Here is a 23,579-nt window from a genome sequence, read left to right as displayed (position 1 = left end):
TTACAGCGCAAAGTCTTCAAATTCTGGCTGACCAAACAGCATCGTACGATCGACGGCTGACAAAATCTTGTTGTTGGCGCGATCAGATGTGAGAGCACTAACAACCAGATGCGCGACATCCGCACGATGAATGGAGCCAGCAATATTAGGATTTTCGGTTAGCACCGCACTCCCTTTGGGTGGCTCCGATTTCAACCCACCGGGACGAATGATTGTATAAGTTAAGCCACTGGCAGTAAGGTGGTTTTCTGCCTGTTCTTTTTCTGCCAGGACAGCACCCAAGGTTTCGAGCGCCTGTGGTGGTAAGGCCGCAGCACTGTCGCCTGTGCCAATTGACGACACTAGAATAAACCGCTTCACGCCAGCCTTAACAGCGGCATCAATTAAATTGCGGTTGCCTTTAAAGTCAGCCCGCTCGCCGTCCGTTGGCTTGCCGCCCAAGGTGCTGATGATCGCATCAAAAGGCTGTTTAGCTACCAGAGACGCGATCGCGTCAGCATCCAGTGCATCGCCAATTGCCACGGTAATACCCAGTGCTTCCAAATCTGGACGGGCAGACTCCGATCGCAGCAGTGCAACAACGTGGTTTCCTTGGGTGATAAGGCTTTTTGCAATTTCCCGCCCTACGCCTCGGCTTGCTCCTGCCAAAAAGATTTTCGTCATAGCTGGCTTCTATCCTTATAAACCGACACTTTCACCAAAGTTTACTCGATTACCCAGATCCCTGACTTTTTAACAAAGCCGGGGATCTAAGCAAACAAAGGAGGCATTGAAGTCCCTCAAACCTCAACAATCAAGGTTAAGGTATCTTCTACACCAATGATTGTGACTGTCTGACCAGGCGTTAGCTGAATGACCTGCCCGACTGAGACCAGAAGCTTGAAACGCCAAGACGTACCGCCGTAGGCGACTCGCAATAGCCCTGTATCACAGACTTCTAGTCGGGCGGCAACTCGTTGTGGTAAATGTCGGATGGGTTTGGGTCGAAAGGCATCGAGATTCATGACCGTTGCTCTCCTAATCGATATTTTTAAACCAAAAAAAGCCAGCAAGTGATCGTCACTTCGCTGACTGTGGACTTCAAGCCGCTTAGAGCCAGACGCAATGGTTGCGTAAATGGGTTGTTGTCTTTCAGCACGCAGGGGTTCTAGCCTGTACAATCGCGCCAGAAAGGGTTTTCTTAACTGCAAACACTGAGGGATGCTAGTGAGATCGCCAGTGCCCCAGTTGTTGTTCGATCTGTTGATAGAGTTGCTGTACCGCCTGCAATTCCGTATCGCTGAGACATTGCCGCTGGCAAACGTGTCCCCCTACCTCTACAAACGTTTGAAACTTGCCCTTTCGGCTACTGGTTAAAAATTCGCCATGCTGGGTTACAGACAACATTTCGATCAGACGGAAGGTTGTGTGAGAAAAAACAAACGGTAAGGCAACCAGCGTTGAGTGCGCGGTCGGTTTCGTTGGTGAGCGGCGATCGTTCTGTTCCAACGTTAGAGGCTGTGGCGCAAGTCCGACAAAGAGTTGAATTGCATCCGCGCCAGTCAAAAATTTTGCAATCGTTGGGGGCATAGCAGAGTCCTTAATGTCGATAGAGGGCAGAATCGAGTTAACTGGAGCAACCTCCACGTTTGTGGTATGGCTCCTGACTTCAGACAAGTTTGAAACGGCATCGTCACTCTCACACAACGTTAACCAAGCTATAATAAAAAGATAAGAGTCCAGATTTCTCAGATGCGAAAAGCCTTTCTCAGACTGAGATATTTTAGATTATGACTCATTTTTCTTTACTATAACTTCATTCTCACAAACCTATAAAACTCATTTTGTAGTAAAAGTTACAAAGATCTTAAAGTGGCGCTGAAATTGTCCAGAAACTTCTTACGTGAGTGAGCAAGGCTGCTTTTATGTCTAATTTCTAGCAGTAAGCGTTTTTTAATCTATCTAGTTTTGTAAGCATCCATGCAGAATCGGCGTACCATGCAACCTATAAAGAAGCTTGACACAATTTATTGTGTCAGTTTTATAAAGATTGCAGTGCTGATTTTGAGAGAATGATAAAACCTTTTTGCCTCGGTTTAAGTAACGTTAGCCCTCATGCTATAACGGGCATCTCACACAAAGATAGTTGACATCACATAGAGATAGCTGACAGACAAGTGTGTGCCTTAGGAGTGTACGATTTCATGCTCACTCTCCCTGATACCTTTATTGCCGAAGTGGCAACCCGGCATGGAGTGACCCATACAGAGCTAGAGGCACTTGTGCTAGCGCTTGCCGATCGCCCTGGTGCCGAGATTGCAAAAACTCTTGAAATTAGTGAAGCGGCAGTCCGCAAGCGCCTCGGAGAGAGCTACAAAAAATTTCGCATTGAAGTCGGTGGCAATAAGAAGCTGAACCATCTCAAGCAAAAGCTACTGGTTGAGTACGAAGCGCAGCAACCTGCTCAGTCTGAAATTTATCAGGATTGGGGTGAAGCGGTCGATGTAGAAGATTTTTGTGGACGCGAAGCAGAGCTTACTGAGTTAGATGAGTGGATTGTCGGTGATGCCATTGGTAGCAATCGCGCTGCCAATCGCTGCCGGTTAGTTGTTGTGTTAGGCATTGGTGGGATCGGCAAAACTACACTTGCTGCCCGCATTGCCCAACGAGTGCAGTACGATTTCAAATACTTGATCTGGCGATCGCTCCGCAACGCGCCACCCCTTACCGATACCCTGGCAGAACTGCTGAAGTTTCTACCTAGTGGCTCTGATGACTTGCCAGACGACGAAAACAGCCGCATCTTACGTTTATTGCAAGTGTTGCGAGAGCATCGCTGCCTGATTATTCTCGATAATGTGGAATCCATTCTGCGGAGTGGTGAAGGCAAAGATTACGATCGCGCAGGCGAGTACAAAGATGGGTACGAAATGTATGGCTACCTGTTCAAAAAACTGGGTGAAACTGCTCATCAAAGCTGTTTGCTATTGACTAGTCGCGAAAAGCCAAAGGATGCCGCTGCGTTAGAAGGAAAAAATCTTCCTGTAAAGGTGCTGCAACTGGATGGACTGAACCAGGCAGAAGCACGTTTGATCTTTAAAGATAAAGGGTTGGATGGCTCTGATGCCGAACTTGGTGAGCTGGTCGATCGTTACTCTGGCAATCCCCTGGCGCTTAAAATTGTCGCCACCACAATTTATGATCTCTTCAACAATACGGTCGCTGACTTTCTAGCGCAAATCAAACAAGAGACTGCCGTTTATGGAGACATTCGCGCCCTTCTAGATCAACAGTTTGAGCGTCTCTCCAATTTAGAAAAACGGGTGATGTATTGGTTGGCGATCAACCGTAACCCTGTTTCCTTGGCCGCTTTAAGGCAAGATATTCCCATTCCAGAATCGTCCATGCGCTTGCTAGAAGCTGTGGAATCATTGTCACGTCGATCGCTGATTACGGGACAATCTGATTCAGGCAAACTTGGTCAACTGCCTGTAATTATGGAGTACATTACCGAACAGCTAATAGAGCAAATTACAACTGAAATTGAGCAATTGCTCGAACAAACAGAAGAGGCAGTTTTAAGCTGGAAAAAGCTGCGCTTTCTCAACAGCTACGCTCTCGTGAAAGCAGAAGCGCTGGATCATATTCGTAAAGCACAAGAGAAAGAGATTCTTGCACCAATCAAGACAAAATTGCTTGATTTGTATGAAGCGGATCTCGAAGCCTCGATTCGTCGTAGTTTCGATCGCCTGCGCGGGCAGTCATTTGCCAAAAAGGGCTATGCAGTCGGCAATCTTATCAATTTACTCTGTCAAATCCAAAGCAGTTACCCTCAGGCTGATCTCAGCGGGCGCGATTTTTCTGCCTTAACGATCTGGCGTGCTTACTTAAAAAACGTCAAACTTCAGGACACCAGCTTTACAAATGCCGATCTCAGCGGTTCAGTCTTTGCCGAAATCTTAGGCTTAGCCAGTTTGGTCTCTGTTCAGTACAGTCCCGATGGCAATTTTTTTGCCACAGGGGTTGGTGATGGCGAAATTCGGCTTTGGCAGGCAGCGGACAACAAGCAAATTCAGCTTTACAAAGGGCATACAGCGTGGGTATGGGCACTCGCCTTTAGCCCTGACAGTAAGCGACTGGTCAGCGGCAGTGCCGACTACAGGATCAAAATCTGGGATGTGCAAACAGGTGTCTGTCTGCATACGCTCAACCAGCACGGCAGTAAGGTGTATAGCGTTGCCTTTAGCCCAGACGGAAAGACGATCGCCAGCGCCAGCGAAGATCAAACGATTAAACTTTGGGATGCAGCTAGTGGTGACTGTCGCGTAACGCTTAAAGAACATACTGGTTGGGTATGGTCGGTTGCCTTTAATCCGATCGATTCCCATCGCCTGGTAAGCAGCAGTGCTGATGGCAGCATTAAGCTATGGGACAGCCAAGGAAAGTGCCTCAAAACGCTGCTTGGTCATACCAGCCAGGTCTACTCAGTCCGTTTTAGTCCCAATGGGCAAATCCTTGCCAGCAGCAGCGAAGACCAGACCGTTAAACTCTGGGATATCCACACTGGGCAGTGCTTTGGAACCCTTAAAGGGCACAGCAAAAAAGTCTACGCTGTGCGGTTTAGCCCTGACGGCAAAACTCTTGCTAGCAGTGGCGAAGATCGCACTATTAGGCTCTGGAATAGCCAAAGTAGCGAATGCCTGAAAGTATTAACAGGGCACGTTAGCCAGGTCTGGTCGATTTCCTTTAGCCCGGATAGCCGCACGCTTTTGAGCAGCAGCGATGATCAGGCAGTACGGTTATGGGATGCCACCAATGGCAAGCTGCTTAATGTGTTGCAAGGATACTTGCGAGGTGTATATGCGGTTGCCTTTAGTGCAGATGGTCAAACCGCTGCTAGTGCTGGTGATGACAATATTGTGCGGCTCTGGAATATCCATCACGATCAGCATGGCACGCTACAAGAACCTAAAAGCAGAGGACGACTGCGATCGATCGCCTTCAACCCCACTGAACCCATACTTGCTACGGGCGGTAGCGATAACATCATTCGGCTATGGGATCTGAGCGATCGCCAAAGCCAGCGCTGTCAGACCTTAGAGGGACACACTAACTGGATTTGGACTGTCTCCTTTAGCCCTGATGGTCGCTTGCTTGCCAGCAGCAGTGAAGACCGCACAATTCGTCTGTGGGATATAACCACTGAGCAATGTCTCAAAACACTGGAAGGACATACTCACTGGGTTTGGACAGTAGCATTCAGCCTGGATGGGCAGATCCTTGCCAGTGGTGGTGCTGATAGCAAAGTAAAGTTGTGGGATGTGGCAACAGGACAGTGTGTGAAAACGCTGGCAGACCATGAAGAGATTGTTTGGGCGGTTGCCTTTAGCCCGGATGGTTGCACCATCGCTAGCGGTAGCGAAGATCAGACCATCAAACTGTGGGACGTTGCTACTGGCAACAGCATCCAGACGCTCAAAGACCATACCAAACAGGTGTACGCGATCGCCTTTAGCCCCGATGGTCGCCTGCTTGCCAGCGGCAGCGGCGATGCCACTGTAAAGCTATGGGATGTTTCCACAGGAGCTTGCTTAGATACACTTCGCTGGGGACATACCGCTGCTATTCGGTCAGTTGCCTTTAGCCCTGATAGTACGTTGCTAGTCAGTGGTAGTGAAGATGGCTCGGTGCAGCTTTGGGATGTGCAGAAGTGTAGTCGGTTACGCCAACTTAAGTTCGATCGCATCTATGAGGGCATGGATATTACAGGCGTCACTGGACTTACAGAAGCCCAAAAATCCTCGTTGAAAGCACTGGGTGCTGTGGAGTCGGAAGTGAGCGGGCGATCGCAACTAGATGGGTAAGGAGCGATTGCCCAACAGCTTCCTAGAAAACGCATCAACGCTTAAAGAACTTTTAGCTCAAAAATAATTATGTGCTGTAGTGCTTACTCCCCAGGCACTACAGCCACTGCCGTAGCCAATTTTTAACTTAATCGCAACATAACTTAATTTTCTGTAACATTTCGTGATAATTTAACGAGTGGAGAGTAAATCTGTATCTCCGGAGACTATTGCTTCACCTTTGGTCAATTACAAACTTAGTGGGGTAGACCTCCGATGGCAATTACGATCGATTCCGCCCGTAGTATTTTTCCCGGTACATTATCGGCTGATGCCGTGCCTGCTTTAACTGCACGGTTTAATCAACTAAGTGCCGAAGATCAACTGGCATGGACATGGTTTGCTTTTCTAGAGATGGGCAAAACCGTCACCGTGGCAGCCCCCGGTGCAGCCAGTATGCAGTTTGCTGAGGGAACCCTGAACCAAATTAAGCAGATGACCTTTGAGGAACAGACTCAGGTCATGTGTGATCTAGCAAATCATGCAGATACCCCTATCTGCCGCACCTACGCCACTTGGTCACCTAATATTAAGCTCGGCTTCTGGAATCAGCTTGGGGAATGGATGGAGCAAGGCACTGTCGCGCCGATTCCGGCTGGCTACAAACTTTCAGCCAACGCCACCGCTGTTCTGGAAACCCTTAAAACCCTGGATCAAGGGCAACAGATTACTGTCTTACGGAACTCTGTTGTAGATATGGGTTTTGATGCCAGTAAATTAGGCAGCTACACCAGAGTTTCTGAACCTGTGGTTGTGCCTAAGGAAGCCTCTCAGCGGACTCAAGTGACCATTCAAGGTCTCGACAACGTAACCGTGTTGAGCTACATGAATAACTTGAATGCCAATGACTTTGATCAACTCATTACGCTCTTTGTCGAAGACGGCGCTTTACAACCTCCCTTTCAACGACCGATCGTTGGCAAAGAAGCGATCATGCGGTTTTTCCGGGAAGAGTGCCAGAACCTCAACCTGCTGCCAGAGCGCGGCGTTGCTGAACCCGCCGATGATGGCTATCTTCAGGTGAAAGTTACCGGTAAGGTTCAAACCCCCTGGTTTGGTGCAGCGGTAGGCATGAATATGGCTTGGCGGTTCTTGCTCAACCCTGACGGTAAAATCTTCTTCGTAGCGATTGACTTGTTAGCGTCTCCAAAGGAACTTTTGAATCTGGTTCGTTAAGTAAACGAGCGATCGCTGTCAAGCGTGAGCGATCGAGCGACTGCAAGCCTATTGGCTATGGACTTGTACGGGCGTAGTCTTGAGCAGGTAAGTTCCTGCAACCAGTTCAGGGATTTTTGCTCTAAGCTTGCGCCCTACGTCATTCCAAGCGATCAATTCTCATTCCTAAGGATCGTGACTTAAAGAACCTGAGGAAATCCCTTCCTCAGGTTTCCTTTGCTTCAATCCTTCCAACTATTGTAGAGAGCGCTCTTTAAACAGCAGTGCTGAGACCGACTTAACAAACGTAATTATTCCATCCCCTTTAACGATCACACAGGTTTTAGATTGAGTCATGCAAGCAAGTGAAGCTGAGTGGACTGACATTGAAAAAACGATCGCTCGAACGGCTTTTGATCAAGCTTATAAGCGAGAAGTTGAGGCGCTACTAAAACAAGTTCAAGAAGAAACCAGTACACTCACAGAGCTAGGTGAACTCTGGCGTTTACATGACTTTTTGAGCGCTAAAAGGCACCAGGTTGAGGGTAAGTACGACTACGAATATTCCGCTTTGCCCTTTGTCTTTGCTGGGTTAGTCAAGGAAGGCTGGCTTCACCTGAGTGAGCTAGAAGGGCTAAGTCAAGACAAGCTTGCCAAGATCAGTTCTCTAGCAAGAATGTAAGACATTAAAAATCTGTGATACAGCGCTTTGCGTGAATACTGTGAAGCGGCATCTAACCGTATTGCGCTTAACATTGAGTGTTGTGGCGATCGTCTTGCTCAAGAGGGCAATTGCATTGTCTATCGCTTAGTAATGCTGTGAGCCTAGTAAGGCTTAAGCAAGCTCTGCCTGATAGTTCTCCTGTAAGAAGTTTACCAGCCAAGCTTTCGCATGATAAGTGGCGCGGCAGTCGTCTTCGTTATAGGTAAGAATTGCGTCGAGATAAGCGCGATCGCCGGTTGAAAGCCACTGAGCATACCAGTAAATCGATTGGGCACCGTTGGCGCTGGGGTCACGCCAGTCAAAACCGAGCCATCGGGCGATCGGCTTCAGCGCATAGCTTTCAACAGGCAGCGTCACCATACGTGTAACCCGCTCGTGCAGATCGACGAAGCGGGCTAATAAGGGGCGTATGCGTTGTGGTGGAGTGCCGTAGAGTTTGGCGAGTCGCTCGACCGTCTGCACTTCAAACGGGCAAAAGTGATAGACGGGAGCAGTGGGATATTGCCAGACCAAATCGAGAAACTGCTCCCACACAAGTCCCTCATCTTCAGGGCGTTCTGCCAATAACGGGTAGAAGCGTTCGGTTTGGGACTGGCGATCGACCACCAGCACGCCATGTAGATAGACTAAATTCAGCGCTGGCTCGGCTTCAATGTCAAAATAAAGTTCCACTGGTGCAGTTGGCAGTTCCGCTAGCATGGTACTGGCTAACGGCTCAATCAACAGGGCTCGATTATGTAGGGTCGATCGCGCCTGACGCACTAATTTATGGGCTGTTTCACTGCCAAAGCCTGGTAGTGGTGCAAGGCGTGCCGCATTCATTTCCGCAACCCCTTTTACCGTTGTCACATTCAACGCCTGAAGTTGGAGGTAGCGGCTGGGTGTCACGCCAGGTAGAAGAGAAAGGTGCTGTTCGGCTTTGGCGATCGCGTAGCAGTGCCCAAACCAATGGCACAGACTGCAACGGTTTCGGGCAATGAATACCTCTGGCGCTTCCGTTTGAAGCATTACCTGAATGCATTCATCAACGATCGCCTGCATACGAGGCAGCATTTCCCATAGATCGACCGAGTAAGCGCCTCGTTCCCGCAGCAGCAGCCATGCTGTTTCGGGCCATGCTCCTTGCACCTGCGCCAGCACCAGCATATGAAACGCCGTTACAATCTGATATTCCAGCTTGGGACGTTTGCCTAATTTAATCTCGGTGGGTGCATACAACCAGTCGCCAAAATGAGACTGCCCTGGTTGCTTCACCAGTAGATCAGGATTGCTTACCAGCGTTACGCCATGCGTGCCTTCTGCAATTAAGACACCCTGATGGATGCGTTCTACACCCTGCTGCATCATTGCCAGGGTTGCCGCTGCTCCAGCCTTCCAGTCTCTCGGTGCATAGCTGGGCTGACGGGCATCCTGATCAGCAAGCAGCGATCGCTGGTTCGTCTGACTGTCTTGCAGCAGCTTCAGCAAATAATCGCTGGGTGGATCACGTTGGCTGCGATCCCCATACAAGTCTAAGAACGCTCGTCGGCTACAGCGCTGATAGTTAAGTAACAGTTCGGCAGTAAGTAACATTCTTGTAAGCTAACAGGAAATGTTCAAATTGACTCTAAGTTTTGAATCGTTTGCGCCCTGAGTTACTGATAACTTCCGACTCCTGACTGCTCAGCAAAAGCTAAATTCACCTGCTAGAATGCTAGCGCTTTGTCTCTACCAGTACGTTACCATGACAGGCATTTTTACTTCTCAAAGTTCTACTTCACAAGCATCTTTGCTCACGTATCGGCAACAATTTCCTGGTTTAGCCAACAAAGCGTATTTTAACTATGGTGGACAAGGACCACTGCCAGAAGTGGCGCTCGAAGCCATCCAACAGTCTTATGTCCAGATTCAGCAGTTGGGTCCATTCTCCAACCAGAGCAACACCTGGATTGTAAATGAGGCAGAACTGACCAGACGCGCGATCGCAGCAGAACTCGGCACTACCTCTCAAACAATTACCCTGACTGAGAATGTGTCGGCGGGTTGCAACATTGCGCTCTGGGGCATCAACTGGCGATCGGGCGATCACCTCTTGCTCTCTGACTGCGAACATCCCGGCATTATTGCCGCTGTGCAAGAACTTCAGCGCCGGTTTGGCATTGAAGTCTCTATCTGCCCCTTCCAAGAAACGCTGAATGTAGGCGATCCTGTGGCAGTGTTAGAGCAACACCTGCGACCCACTACCCGCCTCGTTGTCCTCAGTCACATCCTTTGGAATACGGGACAAGTACTTCCCCTGGCAGCGATCACTGCGGTTTGCCATCGGTACCCTAGCCATCAGCCCATTCAGGTTCTGGTCGATGCTGCTCAGTCGGTCGGCGTGCTGCCATTGCAGCTTGATCAACTTCAAGCAGACTTTTATGCCTTTACAGGACATAAATGGTGGTGTGGTCCCGAAGGTTTGGGTGGGCTGTACATTCGCCCTGAAGCGCTGGCAAACCTACACCCTACCTTTATTGGCTGGCGTGGCATTACAGCAGACAGCCACGGACAACCAACGGGCTGGAAACCCAACGGGCAACGCTATGAGCTGGCAACCTCAGCCTATCCGTTGTATGCCGGAGTGCGGGCTGCGATCTCGCTCCATCACCAATGGGGCACTGCTGAAGCTCGTTATCAGCGCCTCCAAACCTTGAGTTACGCGCTTTGGCAACAGTTGGCTGACTTGCTGGGTGTCGTCTGCTTGCGATCGACCCCACCCGAAGCAGGGTTAGTTTCGTTTCAGCTACCGGGTAAGTCTCACAATCAACTAGTCTCGTTTTTAGAATCCAACGGCTTCATGCTCCGCGTGATCCTTAACCCTGACTGTGTGCGCGCCTGTATCCACTACCTCACGTTGGAGTCAGAAATCGATCAACTAGTAGAAGCGATTCGACAGTTTATGCAGAGAAGTGGGGCGTAACGTTTTGAGTTCTACTCCTGTCATTCAGCCCTAAGCTTTCCATCAAGGGCTTTGCTGGCAGATCTTTTTTGCCGTCTGTTGAGCGAGACATACGAACTCCAGTTCAGCACTTTACGGTGCATTCTGGCTTTCATGGCTTTTGCTGCTAACGTATAGCCACCATCGGCACCATCAATAAAATGTACTTGAGGACCGTTGTGTTCAAATACTAGGCAGGTCATAAGTGCACGATCGGAGACGTGGGTGCCGTAGACTAAATGCCCCGCTTTGTATTGCTCTTCAAGATAGTTGATCAGCTGTTCTCGTTGAAGCTTAGTGCCCGATATTACCATCCGCAGCATATCGTCAAACTTTCGATAGTCGGTGGCTTCTGTCAAAACCTTTTTGTAGCCGCCCCAATCCATGTCACCAATTTTAAGCTTGAACTTCATAAAGATCAGTCCTAGAAAATTCTCCAGTTTGATCTTCCATAAATAGGCAGTACGATGGAACCAACTATTTGACTTCGATCGCAGTTTTGTTTCTTTAATTAAATGCTTTGTTTGAAACGTTAGGTTAGGCTCATTAGCGACAACTGGGTGATAACTTAAATCGTTTCCGTAAATTTTTTCGATTTGCTTAATCACATTTTGATAGGCAGCACCAGCCTTACCGAGATGCTGTCCTGTCTCCATAATAATGAGGCTAAGAATCTCTTCATGCTTAGTGGGAATATCTTGCCAACGGCACTCTAGACCTGACAAATCTACATCAAGAACGGCATCAGACTGGTGCAGTCGATAAATATTTGCCTCACCAGGCGCTTTGACTAATTCGGTGGCATAAGTCATACCACCACCCATAAAAACGGCTTGACTGTAATTTTCTGAAACTTTCAGTTTTGTTGCTTTTACAGCATAGTTAGCAGCCGTCACATCGGCAACAGGCACAATGCCAACCCGTAATGTGAGATCAAACTCTAATTGGGCAAGCTGCTGGAGTGAAAGTAAGGCTTTCTTCGTGCCTGCATAAAGCGTTGGTGGAATGACAATCGACGCGCCATCGCCACCAAAGACAAAGGGAATCTCAATTTTCCGCGCTACATTCAGGACGGCAATAATTGAGCAAGCACCTAAAAGATTAATGTCTTTATAGCGCCCTTCTTCGATCGCTTTTGTAGATTCAACAATGTCTGTGACTACAACATACCAATCGTTTGGCACAGAGCGAAAGTTTTCAGGTTTAGTAATTTCTAGAAACTGCTTCAGAGGTGCCAGATCTGCATAAAAAGTTTCTGTTAGCATACGTCATTGTTTATGTAAAGTTAGCGCTAGCAGTGACAGTTATGAATACCCTGATTTAATGCCATCAAAGCCAGCTTCAACAACGCCAGTTGTCTATCAAGGCAGCAGATGCAGATTTTTTGAGACTATGAGCTTGGAAGACTTCTAGCAAACAAAATACCCTTAGGGGCAGAGTTTACAAAAAAGTTTGCGGTTTGATGAAGGGTCTGGCAAACTCTACCTCTACCCAACCGTAAATTTTTCTTGGCAAGCTTCTTCTATCTATTATGATTGTGCCTGTGAAAAAGTGGTGTTTACTCTATTGGTTGACTCGACTTTCTCGGCTAGATTGCTGAATACCCTTTAAGGAGACGTTAAACTAGCGATGGCTGCACCATTCAGCTTAATGTTCCCGCTTTTTGGGCGATCGCTCCAACATTGACTCATGCCCCGACCGATTCTCTACTTGGCGATCACAAATCATGGGTTTGGACACGCGACTCGTGCTGCTTCTGTGGCGGCTGCCATTCAGCGGCTCTATCCCGACGTGTTGCTGATTCTGGTTACAACAGCACCTCGCTGGCTGCTGGAAGCTTATATTCAAACTGATTTCATCCATCGTCCCAGGGCTTTTGATGTTGGTATTCTGCAAGCCGATAGTGTCACGATGGACAAACCAGCGACACTAGAGCGGCTCCAGCAATTGCGGGCACAGCAAAACAAACTGATTGCCTCTGAGGTCAACTTCATTAAGCAAAATCGGGTGGGGCTAATTTTGGCGGATATTCCACCGCTTGCCACCTTGCTGGCAAAGGCGGCTCAGGTGCCCTGCTGGATGATGAGCAACTTTGGTTGGGATTTTATCTATCGACCGTGGGGCGGCGAGTTTGTCGATATGGCTGACTGGATTGCCGACTGCTTCAGCAAGTGCGATCGCCTGTTTCGCCTACCGTTGCATGAGCCGATGAGCGCGTTTCCGGTGATCCAGGATGTGGGCTTGACTGGTGGTTCCCCGCGCTACAGTGTCGCTCAACTGCGAGAAACGTTTGGGCTAACGGCAAGCCATGACCGCACGGTTTTGATGACTTTTGGCGGCTTAGGGCTAAACGAAATTCCCTACCAAAATTTGCAGCAGTTCTCTGACTGGCAGTTCCTGACCTTCGATCGCAACGCTCCAGACTTACCAAACTTGATCAAAATTACTGACAACCACTATCGCCCCGTCGATCTGATGCCTGTGTGTGGACGGTTGCTCTCTAAACCGGGCTACAGCACTTTTGCTGAAGCGTGTCGGTTAGGTACGCCGATCATCTCCATCACTCGTGATGATTTTGCTGAAGCCGCCATTTTGCTGGATGGCATTCAGGACTATGTGCCCTCGCAAATTCTCGCGCCGTCTGAGTTTTTTGAAGGCAACTGGGATTTTCTACACCAGCCGTTGCAGCCTGCGCGATCGCAACCCGTCCTCACTGACGGCAATGAAACAATTGCCCAAGCCGCGATCGACTATCTGCTGACTGCTGTCTAAGGCACTACAGAAGCGTTGGCAGCAACAAAGCGTGATGGGTTACGGTAGAAGATGGTTGGTTATTCAACAGGACAGCGCATGATAGCGACAGGCACAATCAAGCTAGACCAATTTTTGAAGGTTGTGGGGATGGTGCAGTCTGGGGGGCAGGCAAAGCTGCTGATCCAGGCAGGCGAAGTGAAAGTCAACGGCGCAGTCGAAACACGGCGTGGGCGAAAGCTCGTGCTGGGCGATCGCGTTGCTACGATGGGCAACACCTTTAATGTTGAAACTGCTACCTTGCAACCGCGCAACGCTAACGAACCCACAGGGTGGGAATGAGTGACTGCTTCAGCGAACCGACGGCAGAAGCAAGCTATACTCAGCATCAGAATCTATGCGCTTATGTTCATAGGTTTAGGTGATACCTGCAAATCGAACCGATAATTCTCAATGACTGGGTTTGCCAGTAGTTGGTCACAGATGCGATCGATCTGTTCACGCGCCACTTCTTCGTTCGCTGCGTCTAATGTTAGTTCGATATATTTGCCAATTCTGATCTGTGCCACATTCTCGTACCCTAGATGCTTTAACCCAGACTGCACCGCCGTTCCGGCTGGATCGAGAACTGACGATCGCAGAGTAACATAGATTTGAGCTTGATACGTCTGAGTCACAGTTGCTTCCTGTCATAGTCTTGACGTTACTGATGCTACCGCAGGGAGAAGGCAGAAGGCAAAAAAGGTAAAAGGCAAAAGGCAGAAGGCAAAGGGCAGAAGGCAAAAAGACTCATTAGCTGTGGAGTCTTTTGGATAGAATGCTTTGTGAAAGTTGGAGGTTCTCTCAAAGTTGGAGTTAGTAATCAGTAAGCAGAATTGACTCAAATTCTTTAGCGCAGCGGCACAACATGCGATTCAAAACTCAAAACTCAAAACTTTCCCACACTCCTCACCCCTGACTCCTCTCTCCTCTCCTCCCCTATGAAAGCCAGTCGTACTCGCAGCCAGGAACGGATTATCAGCATCCTCAAAAACCTTGATCAGGCAATTTCAGCACAGGATTTGTTTGTTGAGCTGCGGAACCGTGACCAGGCAATGGGGCTAGCAACGGTGTATCGCGCCCTGGAGTCTCTCAAGCTAGAGGGTGCGGTACAGGCGCGGACGATGGCGGGTGGTGAATCGCTTTACAGTCTAGTGCAGGAAGATCAACATCACCTGACGTGCTTACAGTGTGGAGGCTCAATTCCGATCGATGCGTGCCCGGTGCATGAGTTGGAGGCGCAGTTGAACCAGTCGTATCAGTTCAAGATCTACTATCACATGCTGGAATTTTTTGGGCTTTGCACCCAATGTCAAGCCATTGAATCTGCTAGTGAGGCTGCTAATTAGCGGTCGGTGATCAGCGGTCATTGTAGGATTTAAGGCTGAGAGCTAAAGGCTGAACGCTGAAAGCTAAAACAGGGTCATGTTCACATTTCCATTCATCTATTTTTAATGAGTACTCCTGCGATCGCCCCTGTTCAAACGCTCCTACATCAAGCCGCCGCACTGCTGGTGTATCAATCTGTGCTTAAGGGCGACGTGGGGCAGGCATTTCTGACATTGTTGCAAGCCCTTCGTCATGCAGAACGGAATACAGCAGCCGAAAATATCGACTGTTTGCGGGCATACGGTGATTGGTTTAGCGCTCTGGCAGACTGCAAGCAAAGCTGGCAGGACTATCTGCTGACCCAGTTGTTGAATGCGGAGAACCCTTTCACTCAGCAGGTGCAGCGCACGGATCTGAGTGACTTAGCGCCTGCTTTAATAGCGGCGGCTCGGCATGATCTTCAGGTGTTACAGCAAATGTATATGTGTAGTAGCCAGCAGCTTAGCCAGTCCGTTAAAGTGGCGGCTCATCTTACTGTTGCGCCCGTCGCCTGGGGTCAGGAAGCTGCACCTCATCTGCACTGGTTACGATCGACCCTTGATGTCGTCGATCACTGGGGCGAGGCACTGGAGCCATTAGCTGCTCACTACCGTCAGCATGGTGTGGGCTTGTTGGCTCGTTACAAAGCGCTGCGGTGGCAGTCGGGACAATTGGTGGGTATTGCCACTCCCGATCCAATACAGGTAACTGATTTAGTTGGCTATGAGGCTCAAAAAGAAGCCTTGCTGAAGAACACAGCGTTTTTGCTGAATGGTTATCCAGCGCTACACGTTTTGCTGTACGGCAGTCGCGGCTCTGGCAAATCGTCGTTGGTGAAGGGTTTGCTGCATCGCTATGGTGCGGCTGGGTTGCGTTTGATTGAAGTTGCGAAAGCAGATCTGGTTGCTTTGCCTGCGATCGTAGAAACCTTGCGGGATCTGCCCCAGAAATTCATCATTTTTGTGGATGATTTGTCCTTTGAGGAAGATGAAGATGCCTATAAAGCGTTAAAAGTCGTGTTGGAAGGCAACCTGACCGCCCGATCGCAAAATGTTGTTGTGTACGCCACGTCCAATCGACGACACTTGATTCGAGAGTTTTTTGGCGATCGTCCTCGTCCTAGCGATGGCGATGAAATCCACGCCTGGGATACGGTGCAAGAAAAGCTATCGTTTAGCGATCGGTTTGGCTTGACGCTCACCTTTGAGCCTGCCGACCAAAAAACCTATTTGCAGATGATTCACCATCTTGCTAAGCAAGCCCACATCACGCTGGATGCAGCGGCATTGGAACACCAGGCGCTTCAGTGGGCAACACGGCACAATGGGCGATCAGGTCGCAGTGCGCGTCAATTTATTGACTTTCTCAGCGCTGATTTGGCAATGAATTAGCGATCAGCAATTAGTGATCAGCAATCAGCAATGAATTAGCGATCAAGTAGCAATGAATGCGAGCCTGCCCGCTGACGGCTGATGGCTGATGGCTAACCGCTCTTTCACGTCCGTTCCCAACGAAACTTTCGTTCTGATTCTTGAATCAGCACATCGTTAATACTTGCTTCGCGACGCTGCATCAAGCCGTTGTCGGCAAACTCCCATTGCTCATTGCCGTGAGAGCGATACCATTGACCCGCTTCATCATGCCACTCATATTCAAAGCGCACAGAGATGCGGTTTTCGGTGAAACTCCATAGTTCCTTCTTGAGGCGATAATCCAGTTCTTTGTCCCATTTGCGCTGTAAGAAGAGGGCAATTTCCTCACGACCGCTCAAAAATTCTGAGCGATTGCGCCATTGCGAATCTGGTGTGTAGGCACTTGCTACACGCTTGGGGTCACGTGTATTCCAGGCATCTTCGGCTGCTTGCACTTTTGCTTTGGCAGTTTCTAAGGTGAACGGTGGTAGAGGTGGTTTCGTTTCCATGCTGGGTTCCATGTTAGAGCGGGTTATACGGTGAATATTCGACAAAGCGCCAGCGGTATGGCAGGGCGTTGGTGGTGGCGATCGCCTGACTGACCTCAAACTCAATGAGCCGTTGGGCACCTGCAAAGGCTGCAAGGGCTTCAGAGTCCCAGATAATCTGAGCGTTGCCAGTCAGTTGCAGCGTGTTGCCCTGCTCAAAATCAAGGAACAACAAGCCTGCCTGCGGCTGTTGAAACAGGTTGCCTAATGTGTTGAACATATTGTTGCCAGCGTAGTCTGGAAACACCAACTTGTTCGCTTTTACGACCCGAACAAAGCCTGGATTGCCGCCGCGATGGGATACATCAGCACCATCAGGATGGCTACTGGCAATAAAAAAGGTATCGACCTGGGCAAGCCATTGCTGCTGAGAGGGTGACAGTGTTGAACTGACGATCGCCTCTGCCAGACCGGTTGGGGCGATCGCTGAAGCCTCAAGCTGGCGCAGTTGAATGTATTGAGGGCAGTTGAAATACACCTGCTTGGTGTGGAGATGGATTGCTCCATCGGGCTGCATGGCAATGGTACCGTTGAGCCTCAAGCGTCGTCGAGTGGCTAAATCAATGACCAGCAACCCCATCGCGTTACCAGATTGCAACGCAGCACACAGCGGATCACCCGCGATCGGCATAGCGTTAATCTGGATGCTTTGGTTTGTAATGGGCTGCACGAAGCCCGGTGCACCCGTCAATAGTGATGCCCACACGTGACCATTGGTATCAACGCTGCTGGCGATCGCCCATGACTGACTCTGCAAAAATGTCTGAGCAGCGGGCTTAATGGTAGCGTTCAGCAGATGACCCAGGCGATCGGCTTCTGCCCGCACACCGACCCTTGACTGCACTGCCTGTTCTCCAGGATGAAAGGATGTCATCAGAACCTCCTTTGTAGCGTTACTTCTTGTCTGGCTTTGGCGCAGCGTTCTACAAACCAGGCATCCCCACGTAACCGGGTAGTTGCTTGATCCGCTCGACCCAAGCCACGATATGCGGATATGCGTCTAGCGAAAGTTTGCCATCGGCGGCTAGCCCAATGTAGGGGAAACAGGCGATGTCTGCGATCGTAGGGCGATCGCTTGCCAACCAGTGCCGGGTTGCCAAATGCTGATCCATCACTTGCAGTAGCGCATAGGACTGTTTCTCTACAGTGGTTATGTCGATCGCTGTACCAAATAAATAGTGCAGTCGTGCTGTCGCCACTGTGTTAGCAATCTCTTTCGACGCGGTTGAGAGCCACTGCATCACACTGCCTAACGCCGCAGCCTCTTCGGGAAGCCAATCTGTGCCTCCATAGCGACGCGCGATGTAAACCAAAATTGCTTGCGAGTCGCGCAGCACGACCGCTCCATCGGTTAAAGCAGGCACTTGTCCAAACGGATTTAACTCTAAGAACGGCGGTTTCTTGTGTTCACCTGCCTTTAAACCAACGGTGATCGACTCGTACTCTAACCCCAATAAAGACAGCAGTAGCCGCACTTTATAGCAATTGCCAGATAGCAAAAAATCGTACAGTTTCAGCATAGAGCGATCGTTCAACAGCGGTTGCTTTGTAATTCGGTTGCTTTGTCCTTCTTGTCTGTACCAATCGTTCGGTACATGACTACTGTACTGATCGTTCGGTATACTGTCAATAGTTGCAATGAAGCTGAAGCAATGTTGAGAGAGGATGCTGTTGCCCAACTGGTTGAGGTCTTTCGCCAGTATGGTTACGAAGGGGCAACGCTGGCGCGGTTGTCAAGCGCAACGGGATTGGGTAAAGCGAGCCTGTATCACCATTTTCCTGGCGGGAAAGAAGAAATGGCAGCAGCCGTGTTGGACTATCTCCGGCACAAGCTGGAAACGGGAATGCTGGCACCACTACGCAGCGAGGGCGATCCTTCTGAACGGCTTCAGGCAATGGCTCGTAGTGTGGATGCTTACTACAATCATGGTCAGCAAGCCTGTTTGCTAGCAATGTTGGCACTGGGTGAAGCCAATGGGTTGTTTCAAGCCCAAATCCAACAGGCGCTGAATCGCTGGATCGATTCTTTGGCAGGCGTGGCAGTGGATGCAGGCGTGGAGGCAGCGATCGCCCGACAGCGTGCTGAAGATGCCATTTTGCAAATTCAAGGCGCACTTATTTTGGCGAAAGGCTTAGGCGATACAGCTCCCTTTCAACGAGTTTTGCAAGCACTACCAGAAAACCTTTTAGCAGTATAAATTACCCATTCTAAGTTGACCTGCACGTGGTATTTGTATCTACAGAGAAAATAGTAGAGACAGTGATGGCGACCAGGTTACCGTTTGTTTTTGTTAGCGCGATTATGGGCTGGAGCGCTTTGGCACTACAACTCTACCTGCTGATTGTCAGCAATATGGAAAAGGGCTTGCCTGGAATTGTTGGGGTGATGAAGTTCTTCGATTACTTCACGATTCTCAGCAACATTCTAGTTGCCACGGTTTTTACAGCAATATGGTTACAACGACGCGACGCTGGTAGTTTCTTCACTCATCCCAAAGTGAAGACTGGCGTAAGCGTCTACATCTTCATTACGGGGATTGTTTACTTTTTGCTCCTAAGGCAGACATGGACTCCGACTGGTCTGTGGTGGTTAGCAGATGTGGTGCTCCATTACGTGATGCCTGTGCTCTATGGCGTTGAATGGCTATTTTTCACACCTAAAGGACAGTTGCGCTGGCACGATACCTTTCGGTGGGCAGTCTTTCCTTTTGTGTACTTGCTGTGGGCGCTGTTTTGGGGCGCAATCTTTGGGTTCTATCCCTATCCGTTTATTGATGTAACAACGCTGGGCTATCCGCAGGCATTGCTCAATGGCGTTTTCGTGGCGATCGGCTTTATCCTCATGGGCTTGTTGCTGGTCGCTGTCGATCGCCGGCTTGGCAGAAAGGTAAAAGCCATCAAACAGCGCGACCTTGCCTAGAGGTGCGCTCTGTTCTTTTTGAATAAGCTGTGCAGATGGCAACTTCGAGCAGCCCTAAGTGCAAGGCTTCAATCAACCGTTCTGCCTTGCCACAATAGCATCGCTTCAAGGCGTAGAACTTGTTTGCCCTCATTTTTTGTGATGGTTTACACAGAGTAACGCTATGAAGATCGGTAACCTTTCTACAAGCTCTTTTTGCCTCTGTGATATTGCTGCTTATGGCATTCAGGCAAAAACAGATTGATGTGTTTAAGCTCAAGGGGTTTTACTGCAAGCCTGTTTTTTGCTGAAGTTCATGACTCAATCACTTAGTTTTACGAATAGTTTTGAGTCAACTATTGGTTGCGCTTATCCAGCGTTGTCCCGCTTTGAACTCAATGCATCTGCATCCACACGGTAGATTGCTAAGGCTTGGTTGCTAAAGCATCTACGGCTTTCAAACAGCACATTGTTTGCAGTCTCGTTGTGCTCCAAGGCATTGAAGTAAATTCATACACCTGCATTTTGGAGTAAAGCTGTCATGGCTGGATTGTGGTCGTTTACGGGCAGGTATAAAATCCTGCATATGACGTGGTTTGCTTTTTTTCTCACCTTTGTTGTTTGGTTTAACTTTGCACCGTTAGCAACAGCCGCAAAGGCTGAGTTAGGTTTAACCGATCCGCAACTGCGAACGCTCGCTATATGCAATGTGGCACTTACAGTGCCAGCCCGGATTGGGGTTGGTATGATTTTGGATCGCTTTGGTCCTCGCCTTACCTACTCTTGCTTGCTGATCTACGCGGTGTTTCCTTGCCTTGCTTTTGCGCTGGCACAAAACTTTGAGCAAATGGTTTATGCTCGCCTCGCCTTGAGCATTGTAGGCTGTGGTTTTGTCATCGGCATTCGCATGGTGGCAGAGTGGTTTACTGCCAAAGATATTGGTCTAGCAGAGGGCATTTACGGGGGTTGGGGCAACTTTGGGTCAGCAGGCGCTGCCTTTACGTTGCCTGCCATTGCTGCTGGATTAAGCTTTTTGGCGGCAGGACAGTTCAACTGGCGGTTGGCGATCGCCCTTACAGGTGTGATAACAGCAGTCTATGGCGTAATCTATTACTTCAATGTCACCGACACTCCTCCTGGCAGGGTGTATCAACGTCCGCCTAGCAACGCTGGTATGGAAGTTACTAGCAAGCGCGATTTTTGGTTTTTGTTAGTCATGAATGTTCCGCTAGTCGGTGTCTTAGGCTTAATTGCATGGCGTTTGACAAAATTGAAGTTCATTGGCAACACAGTACTCTTGCTGATTGGTGTCTTTCTGGTTGGTCTTTATCTCTATCAGGCGTACAACATCTGGCAGGCGAACAAGCCACTAATGACAGGAGTAAAGCGTTACGCTCCGGAGGATCGCTATAAGTTTGCTCAAGTTGCTAACCTTGAACTGGCATATGTAGCGTGTTTTGGGTCAGAGCTTGCGGTTGTCTCTATGCTGCCCACTTATTTTGAACGTGGGTTTGGCTTGACGGCAGCAGTGGCGGGGGCAGTAGCAGGGATGTACGCCTTTATGAACATCGTGGCGCGTCCAGGTGGCGGCTGGCTTTCTGACAAGATTGGTAGCCGCAAATGGACGCTTGCTGCAACTATTGGTGGCACAGGCATTGGCTATCTATTGTTTAGTATGTTCGGTCAAGGCGTACCCATCATTTTTGTGGTGCTGATGACTATGTTGGCATCGTTCTTTGTAATGGCAGCGGAAGGCGCAACTTACGCGATCGTTCCCCTAGTAAAGACCCGAATTACTGGGCAGATCGCGGGTAATGTAGGAGCCTATGGTAATGTTGGCGCGGTCATTTATCTAACGGTCTATAGCCTTTTGCCCCAGGGCGTAGCTGGCGACAAGCTATTTTTTCAAATGTTGGGCTGTGTTGCGCTCATTGTGGCGTTTATAAATGCCTTTACGCTTAAAGAGGTAACTGGTGACCATACGGAAGCGCCTGTGTCTGTGCCAGTGCCCATGGCAGTAAACCAGGGCGATCGCCGTTAAGCTTCGACTTGATTTAGATCTCTGAATTTCAATCTGTGATTTTGAATCTCTCATTTTCTGGTTTCCGGCTACTCCAAAATGTCGGAAACCAGAGTGATAGACGGCTGGCAAGCATAACAGTAGCAGGATGTCAGGTTTCGGCATCTAACAAGTTGACATAAGCTGCAACCTTATCCTTCATATACTGATACTCTTCTTTCTGTTTTTCGCACTCTGCCTCAATAGCTTTAATTGATAAATTGCTCCCCGACAGCATCGTAGGATGACTCGTCGCCAGTTGAACACCGATTAATGACTCTCTAATAAATTGCCTGTAGAGTTGCTCTAATTCTTTTACCTTGGCTAGTACTCCGCTCACTTCTGAGTATACTGTCTCGTAACGATCTCGTTGATTTGCATAAACATCAGACTTGGTTGTTAAATTAAGTAGCCTTTTCGCTTTGCTACGCTCAGAATCAACGCGCACTATTTCTAATTGCAGCTCACGATGTTCTTTAATTAAAGGTCTTAGTTCTTGGGCTACTCTGTACCTCACTTCTTCTGTAGAATCTAATTTAGTTGAAACTGGAAGAGAACCTTTGTAAATATCTTTTTCGCCATACCAATTAGGATCAAACTTAATGTGGCTTCTTTGCAGCCATTTCAAAAAAATAAGTCTAGGAATGCCAGTTGGCTCTCTAGCAACGGTATAACTGGTCGAGTGCAGTCTAAGCTCTCCATCATCAGTCAGCACTGGAACGATGATCTCAGCTTTATAAAGATTGTAATAAGAGCTAGAAACAGAATCTAATCGAAATCTCTCAGTTACTATACCTAGCTGTCCTAACGGTAGATTGTGCCATGAGTATTTATGAAAGCTCATGAAGGCAACAAGGTCGAACTCTAGTACAACTTGCTGTTTAATCTGCTTGATTTTAGAGATTGGATGTAGAGCGTTATAAATTATAGCTGTAGTAAAGATTATACTTCCAGCAATTAGCAGAAGTGTAAGTATAGAGATTCCCAGCATAAGATCTAGCTCGTCAATTTGTAGAATCTAATGAACTAAAACCTGGTTGATCAAATTTAAGTCTACTGACATTCCTTTAGCTATACAACTCTTTCCTAGGCTAACGACCAGGATAAGCGGTTGCAAATAATTTTGGCATCACAAGACTTCTCGTTTGTCCGCTTCATCGACTTGTTATATAGCCGATGCCAATCTATTTTACCAACCGTTAGCATATAGCTGCTCAACAGAGCCAGGGTTATGCTTGCGGCGAATCTCACCAAACTTAGCTTCATCTGTAACTTCTACATTTCCATCTGAAGTTACTGAATAAACGCCTGTTTCATAGCACTCAGCTATTGCCAACATCATATGAGTAAGATTTGTGAAAGCAAAGCTTAACGAACCATCATCACCATCTACATGAAAGATGGGGGCAGTACCATTTAGACTGTCACTGCCTGGAACAGCAAAATACTCACCATCAAAATCAAAGATTGGAAAGAGATATTTAGGGTTTCCATCTTCTTCTCGAGCTTCGAGCCAAAAAGAATCGTTAATACCTTGTGAATCTCTCAAAGCAGTTTCTAGATCTAGTAAGCAGTGATACACAAAAACACCACACCCATTATTAATGCCATTACGCCATTGATACAGTTCGTAGACTTCACGAGAGACACAAAAAGGTAGCTCACTAAGCTTTTCTTCAATTTCTCTGGATGATAGACCTGGCAGAAAACCTGATGCGCAAGTAGGACTATTTTGTTGAAGCCATTCTATAATCCGGTTCAGAGCATCGGTTAAAGCTGACAT

At 48.6% G+C, this 23,579-nt stretch carries 22 protein-coding genes; 11 read left to right on the top strand and 11 right to left on the bottom strand.

Features of this window, described 5'->3' with window-relative positions; genetic code table 11:
• The 3 genes from H6F86_RS19325 to H6F86_RS19315 form a co-directional block, all read right to left on the bottom strand.
• Complete coding sequence (locus H6F86_RS19325; RefSeq protein ID WP_190450333.1) at positions 1-663, bottom strand: SDR family oxidoreductase; 663 nt, start codon at positions 661-663, stop codon at positions 1-3.
• Positions 664-779: 116 nt separating this feature from the next.
• A complete protein-coding gene (locus H6F86_RS19320; RefSeq protein ID WP_190450332.1) occupies positions 780-1,004 on the bottom strand; it encodes a hypothetical protein in 225 nt (74 codons plus the stop codon).
• A 199-nt stretch (positions 1,005-1,203) separates the two neighbouring features.
• Positions 1,204-1,569 (bottom strand): hypothetical protein, encoded by a 366-nt coding sequence (locus H6F86_RS19315; RefSeq protein WP_190450331.1) that lies wholly within the window; start codon positions 1,567-1,569, stop codon positions 1,204-1,206.
• Between the two features lie 614 nt (positions 1,570-2,183).
• Here H6F86_RS19315 and H6F86_RS19310 point away from each other — a divergent pair.
• The 3 genes from H6F86_RS19310 to H6F86_RS19300 all read left to right on the top strand — a co-directional run bounded on the left by H6F86_RS19310 (position 2,184) and on the right by H6F86_RS19300 (position 7,719).
• Positions 2,184-5,843, top strand: a complete 3,660-nt coding sequence (locus tag H6F86_RS19310) for an NB-ARC domain-containing protein (RefSeq protein WP_190450330.1) — start codon at positions 2,184-2,186, stop codon at positions 5,841-5,843.
• A gap of 255 nt (positions 5,844-6,098) precedes the next feature.
• Positions 6,099-7,058, top strand: coding sequence for an orange carotenoid-binding protein (locus tag H6F86_RS19305; RefSeq protein WP_190450329.1), 960 nt, complete (start codon positions 6,099-6,101; stop codon positions 7,056-7,058).
• A 334-nt stretch (positions 7,059-7,392) separates the two neighbouring features.
• Positions 7,393-7,719, top strand: a complete 327-nt coding sequence (locus H6F86_RS19300; RefSeq protein WP_190450328.1) for a hypothetical protein — start codon at positions 7,393-7,395, stop codon at positions 7,717-7,719.
• Positions 7,720-7,872: 153 nt separating this feature from the next.
• Here the strand turns inward: H6F86_RS19300 and H6F86_RS19295 are convergent, their stop codons facing one another.
• Positions 7,873-9,333, bottom strand: a complete 1,461-nt coding sequence (locus H6F86_RS19295; RefSeq protein ID WP_190450327.1) for a TM0106 family RecB-like putative nuclease — start codon at positions 9,331-9,333, stop codon at positions 7,873-7,875.
• A 151-nt stretch (positions 9,334-9,484) separates the two neighbouring features.
• On the opposite strand from H6F86_RS19295, the gene H6F86_RS19290 reads away from it, so the two are divergent.
• The gene (locus tag H6F86_RS19290) at positions 9,485-10,702 is read left to right on the top strand and encodes an aminotransferase class V-fold PLP-dependent enzyme (protein WP_190450326.1); all 1,218 of its coding nucleotides are present in this window, start codon (positions 9,485-9,487) and stop codon (positions 10,700-10,702) included.
• Positions 10,703-10,722: 20 nt separating this feature from the next.
• Here the strand turns inward: H6F86_RS19290 and H6F86_RS19285 are convergent, their stop codons facing one another.
• Positions 10,723-11,985, bottom strand: coding sequence for a DUF3095 domain-containing protein (locus H6F86_RS19285; protein ID WP_190450325.1), 1,263 nt, complete (start codon positions 11,983-11,985; stop codon positions 10,723-10,725).
• A 424-nt stretch (positions 11,986-12,409) separates the two neighbouring features.
• Between H6F86_RS19285 and H6F86_RS19280 the strand changes: the two genes are divergently transcribed.
• Both H6F86_RS19280 and H6F86_RS19275 read left to right on the top strand, forming a co-directional pair.
• Positions 12,410-13,492, top strand: coding sequence for a glycosyl transferase (locus H6F86_RS19280; RefSeq protein ID WP_190450324.1), 1,083 nt, complete (start codon positions 12,410-12,412; stop codon positions 13,490-13,492).
• A 78-nt stretch (positions 13,493-13,570) separates the two neighbouring features.
• Positions 13,571-13,813, top strand: a complete 243-nt coding sequence (locus H6F86_RS19275; RefSeq protein ID WP_190451023.1) for an RNA-binding S4 domain-containing protein — start codon at positions 13,571-13,573, stop codon at positions 13,811-13,813.
• Between the two features lie 53 nt (positions 13,814-13,866).
• On the opposite strand, the gene purS is transcribed toward H6F86_RS19275, so the two are convergent.
• Complete coding sequence (gene purS, locus H6F86_RS19270) at positions 13,867-14,148, bottom strand: phosphoribosylformylglycinamidine synthase subunit PurS (RefSeq protein WP_190450323.1); 282 nt, start codon at positions 14,146-14,148, stop codon at positions 13,867-13,869.
• A 303-nt stretch (positions 14,149-14,451) separates the two neighbouring features.
• Here purS and H6F86_RS19265 point away from each other — a divergent pair, with 303 nt between their 5' ends.
• Together H6F86_RS19265 and H6F86_RS19260 are read left to right on the top strand one after the other, a co-directional pair.
• A complete protein-coding gene (locus H6F86_RS19265) occupies positions 14,452-14,859 on the top strand; it encodes a Fur family transcriptional regulator (protein WP_190450322.1) in 408 nt (135 codons plus the stop codon).
• Between the two features lie 105 nt (positions 14,860-14,964).
• Positions 14,965-16,269, top strand: a complete 1,305-nt coding sequence (locus H6F86_RS19260; protein WP_190450321.1) for an ATP-binding protein — start codon at positions 14,965-14,967, stop codon at positions 16,267-16,269.
• Positions 16,270-16,373: 104 nt separating this feature from the next.
• Here H6F86_RS19260 and H6F86_RS19255 read toward each other — a convergent pair whose 3' ends face one another.
• From H6F86_RS19255 to H6F86_RS19245, 3 genes are read right to left on the bottom strand one after another with little or no spacing between them, the layout of a single operon-like run.
• Positions 16,374-16,799, bottom strand: coding sequence for a nuclear transport factor 2 family protein (locus H6F86_RS19255; RefSeq protein ID WP_190450320.1), 426 nt, complete (start codon positions 16,797-16,799; stop codon positions 16,374-16,376).
• A 13-nt stretch (positions 16,800-16,812) separates the two neighbouring features.
• On the bottom strand, positions 16,813-17,712 hold the full coding sequence (locus H6F86_RS19250) for a pyridoxamine 5'-phosphate oxidase family protein (RefSeq protein ID WP_190450319.1): 900 nt from the start codon (positions 17,710-17,712) through the stop codon (positions 16,813-16,815).
• Between the two features lie 49 nt (positions 17,713-17,761).
• Positions 17,762-18,358 (bottom strand): glutathione S-transferase, encoded by a 597-nt coding sequence (locus tag H6F86_RS19245; RefSeq protein WP_190450318.1) that lies wholly within the window; start codon positions 18,356-18,358, stop codon positions 17,762-17,764.
• Between the two features lie 75 nt (positions 18,359-18,433).
• Here H6F86_RS19245 and H6F86_RS19240 point away from each other — a divergent pair, with 75 nt between their 5' ends.
• From H6F86_RS19240 to H6F86_RS19230, 3 genes are all read left to right on the top strand, one after another.
• Positions 18,434-19,036, top strand: a complete 603-nt coding sequence (locus H6F86_RS19240; protein WP_242033600.1) for a TetR/AcrR family transcriptional regulator — start codon at positions 18,434-18,436, stop codon at positions 19,034-19,036.
• A 65-nt stretch (positions 19,037-19,101) separates the two neighbouring features.
• Positions 19,102-19,758 (top strand): Pr6Pr family membrane protein, encoded by a 657-nt coding sequence (locus tag H6F86_RS19235; RefSeq protein WP_190450317.1) that lies wholly within the window; start codon positions 19,102-19,104, stop codon positions 19,756-19,758.
• Between the two features lie 520 nt (positions 19,759-20,278).
• Complete coding sequence (locus tag H6F86_RS19230) at positions 20,279-21,778, top strand: NarK family nitrate/nitrite MFS transporter (RefSeq protein ID WP_190450316.1); 1,500 nt, start codon at positions 20,279-20,281, stop codon at positions 21,776-21,778.
• 130 nt (positions 21,779-21,908) lie between these two features.
• Here H6F86_RS19230 and H6F86_RS19225 read toward each other — a convergent pair whose 3' ends face one another.
• Positions 21,909-22,787, bottom strand: coding sequence for a hypothetical protein (locus tag H6F86_RS19225; RefSeq protein ID WP_190450315.1), 879 nt, complete (start codon positions 22,785-22,787; stop codon positions 21,909-21,911).
• Between the two features lie 198 nt (positions 22,788-22,985).
• On the bottom strand, positions 22,986-23,579 hold the full coding sequence (locus H6F86_RS19220) for an SMI1/KNR4 family protein (RefSeq protein WP_190450314.1): 594 nt from the start codon (positions 23,577-23,579) through the stop codon (positions 22,986-22,988).

It is taken from the genome of Phormidium sp. FACHB-592, from assembly GCF_014695795.1.
Classification (GTDB): Bacteria; Cyanobacteriota; Cyanobacteriia; order Leptolyngbyales; family Leptolyngbyaceae; genus Stenomitos.
This window is presented reverse-complemented; position numbering and strand designations above follow the sequence as displayed.

Coding starts and splice junctions, on each gene's coding strand:
- H6F86_RS19325 (WP_190450333.1), bottom strand. CDS start 663: ATGACGAAAATCTTTTTGGCAGGAGCAAGCCGAGGCGTAGGGCGGGAA.
- H6F86_RS19320 (WP_190450332.1), bottom strand. CDS start 1,004: ATGAATCTCGATGCCTTTCGACCCAAACCCATCCGACATTTACCACAA.
- H6F86_RS19315 (WP_190450331.1), bottom strand. CDS start 1,569: ATGCCCCCAACGATTGCAAAATTTTTGACTGGCGCGGATGCAATTCAA.
- H6F86_RS19310 (WP_190450330.1), top strand. CDS start 2,184: ATGCTCACTCTCCCTGATACCTTTATTGCCGAAGTGGCAACCCGGCAT.
- H6F86_RS19305 (WP_190450329.1), top strand. CDS start 6,099: ATGGCAATTACGATCGATTCCGCCCGTAGTATTTTTCCCGGTACATTA.
- H6F86_RS19300 (WP_190450328.1), top strand. CDS start 7,393: ATGCAAGCAAGTGAAGCTGAGTGGACTGACATTGAAAAAACGATCGCT.
- H6F86_RS19295 (WP_190450327.1), bottom strand. CDS start 9,333: ATGTTACTTACTGCCGAACTGTTACTTAACTATCAGCGCTGTAGCCGA.
- H6F86_RS19290 (WP_190450326.1), top strand. CDS start 9,485: ATGACAGGCATTTTTACTTCTCAAAGTTCTACTTCACAAGCATCTTTG.
- H6F86_RS19285 (WP_190450325.1), bottom strand. CDS start 11,985: ATGCTAACAGAAACTTTTTATGCAGATCTGGCACCTCTGAAGCAGTTT.
- H6F86_RS19280 (WP_190450324.1), top strand. CDS start 12,410: ATGCCCCGACCGATTCTCTACTTGGCGATCACAAATCATGGGTTTGGA.
- H6F86_RS19275 (WP_190451023.1), top strand. CDS start 13,571: ATGATAGCGACAGGCACAATCAAGCTAGACCAATTTTTGAAGGTTGTG.
- H6F86_RS19265 (WP_190450322.1), top strand. CDS start 14,452: ATGAAAGCCAGTCGTACTCGCAGCCAGGAACGGATTATCAGCATCCTC.
- H6F86_RS19260 (WP_190450321.1), top strand. CDS start 14,965: ATGAGTACTCCTGCGATCGCCCCTGTTCAAACGCTCCTACATCAAGCC.
- H6F86_RS19255 (WP_190450320.1), bottom strand. CDS start 16,799: ATGGAAACGAAACCACCTCTACCACCGTTCACCTTAGAAACTGCCAAA.
- H6F86_RS19250 (WP_190450319.1), bottom strand. CDS start 17,712: ATGACATCCTTTCATCCTGGAGAACAGGCAGTGCAGTCAAGGGTCGGT.
- H6F86_RS19245 (WP_190450318.1), bottom strand. CDS start 18,358: ATGCTGAAACTGTACGATTTTTTGCTATCTGGCAATTGCTATAAAGTG.
- H6F86_RS19240 (WP_242033600.1), top strand. CDS start 18,434: ATGACTACTGTACTGATCGTTCGGTATACTGTCAATAGTTGCAATGAA.
- H6F86_RS19235 (WP_190450317.1), top strand. CDS start 19,102: ATGGCGACCAGGTTACCGTTTGTTTTTGTTAGCGCGATTATGGGCTGG.
- H6F86_RS19230 (WP_190450316.1), top strand. CDS start 20,279: ATGGCTGGATTGTGGTCGTTTACGGGCAGGTATAAAATCCTGCATATG.
- H6F86_RS19225 (WP_190450315.1), bottom strand. CDS start 22,787: ATGCTGGGAATCTCTATACTTACACTTCTGCTAATTGCTGGAAGTATA.
- H6F86_RS19220 (WP_190450314.1), bottom strand. CDS start 23,579: ATGTCAGCTTTAACCGATGCTCTGAACCGGATTATAGAATGGCTTCAA.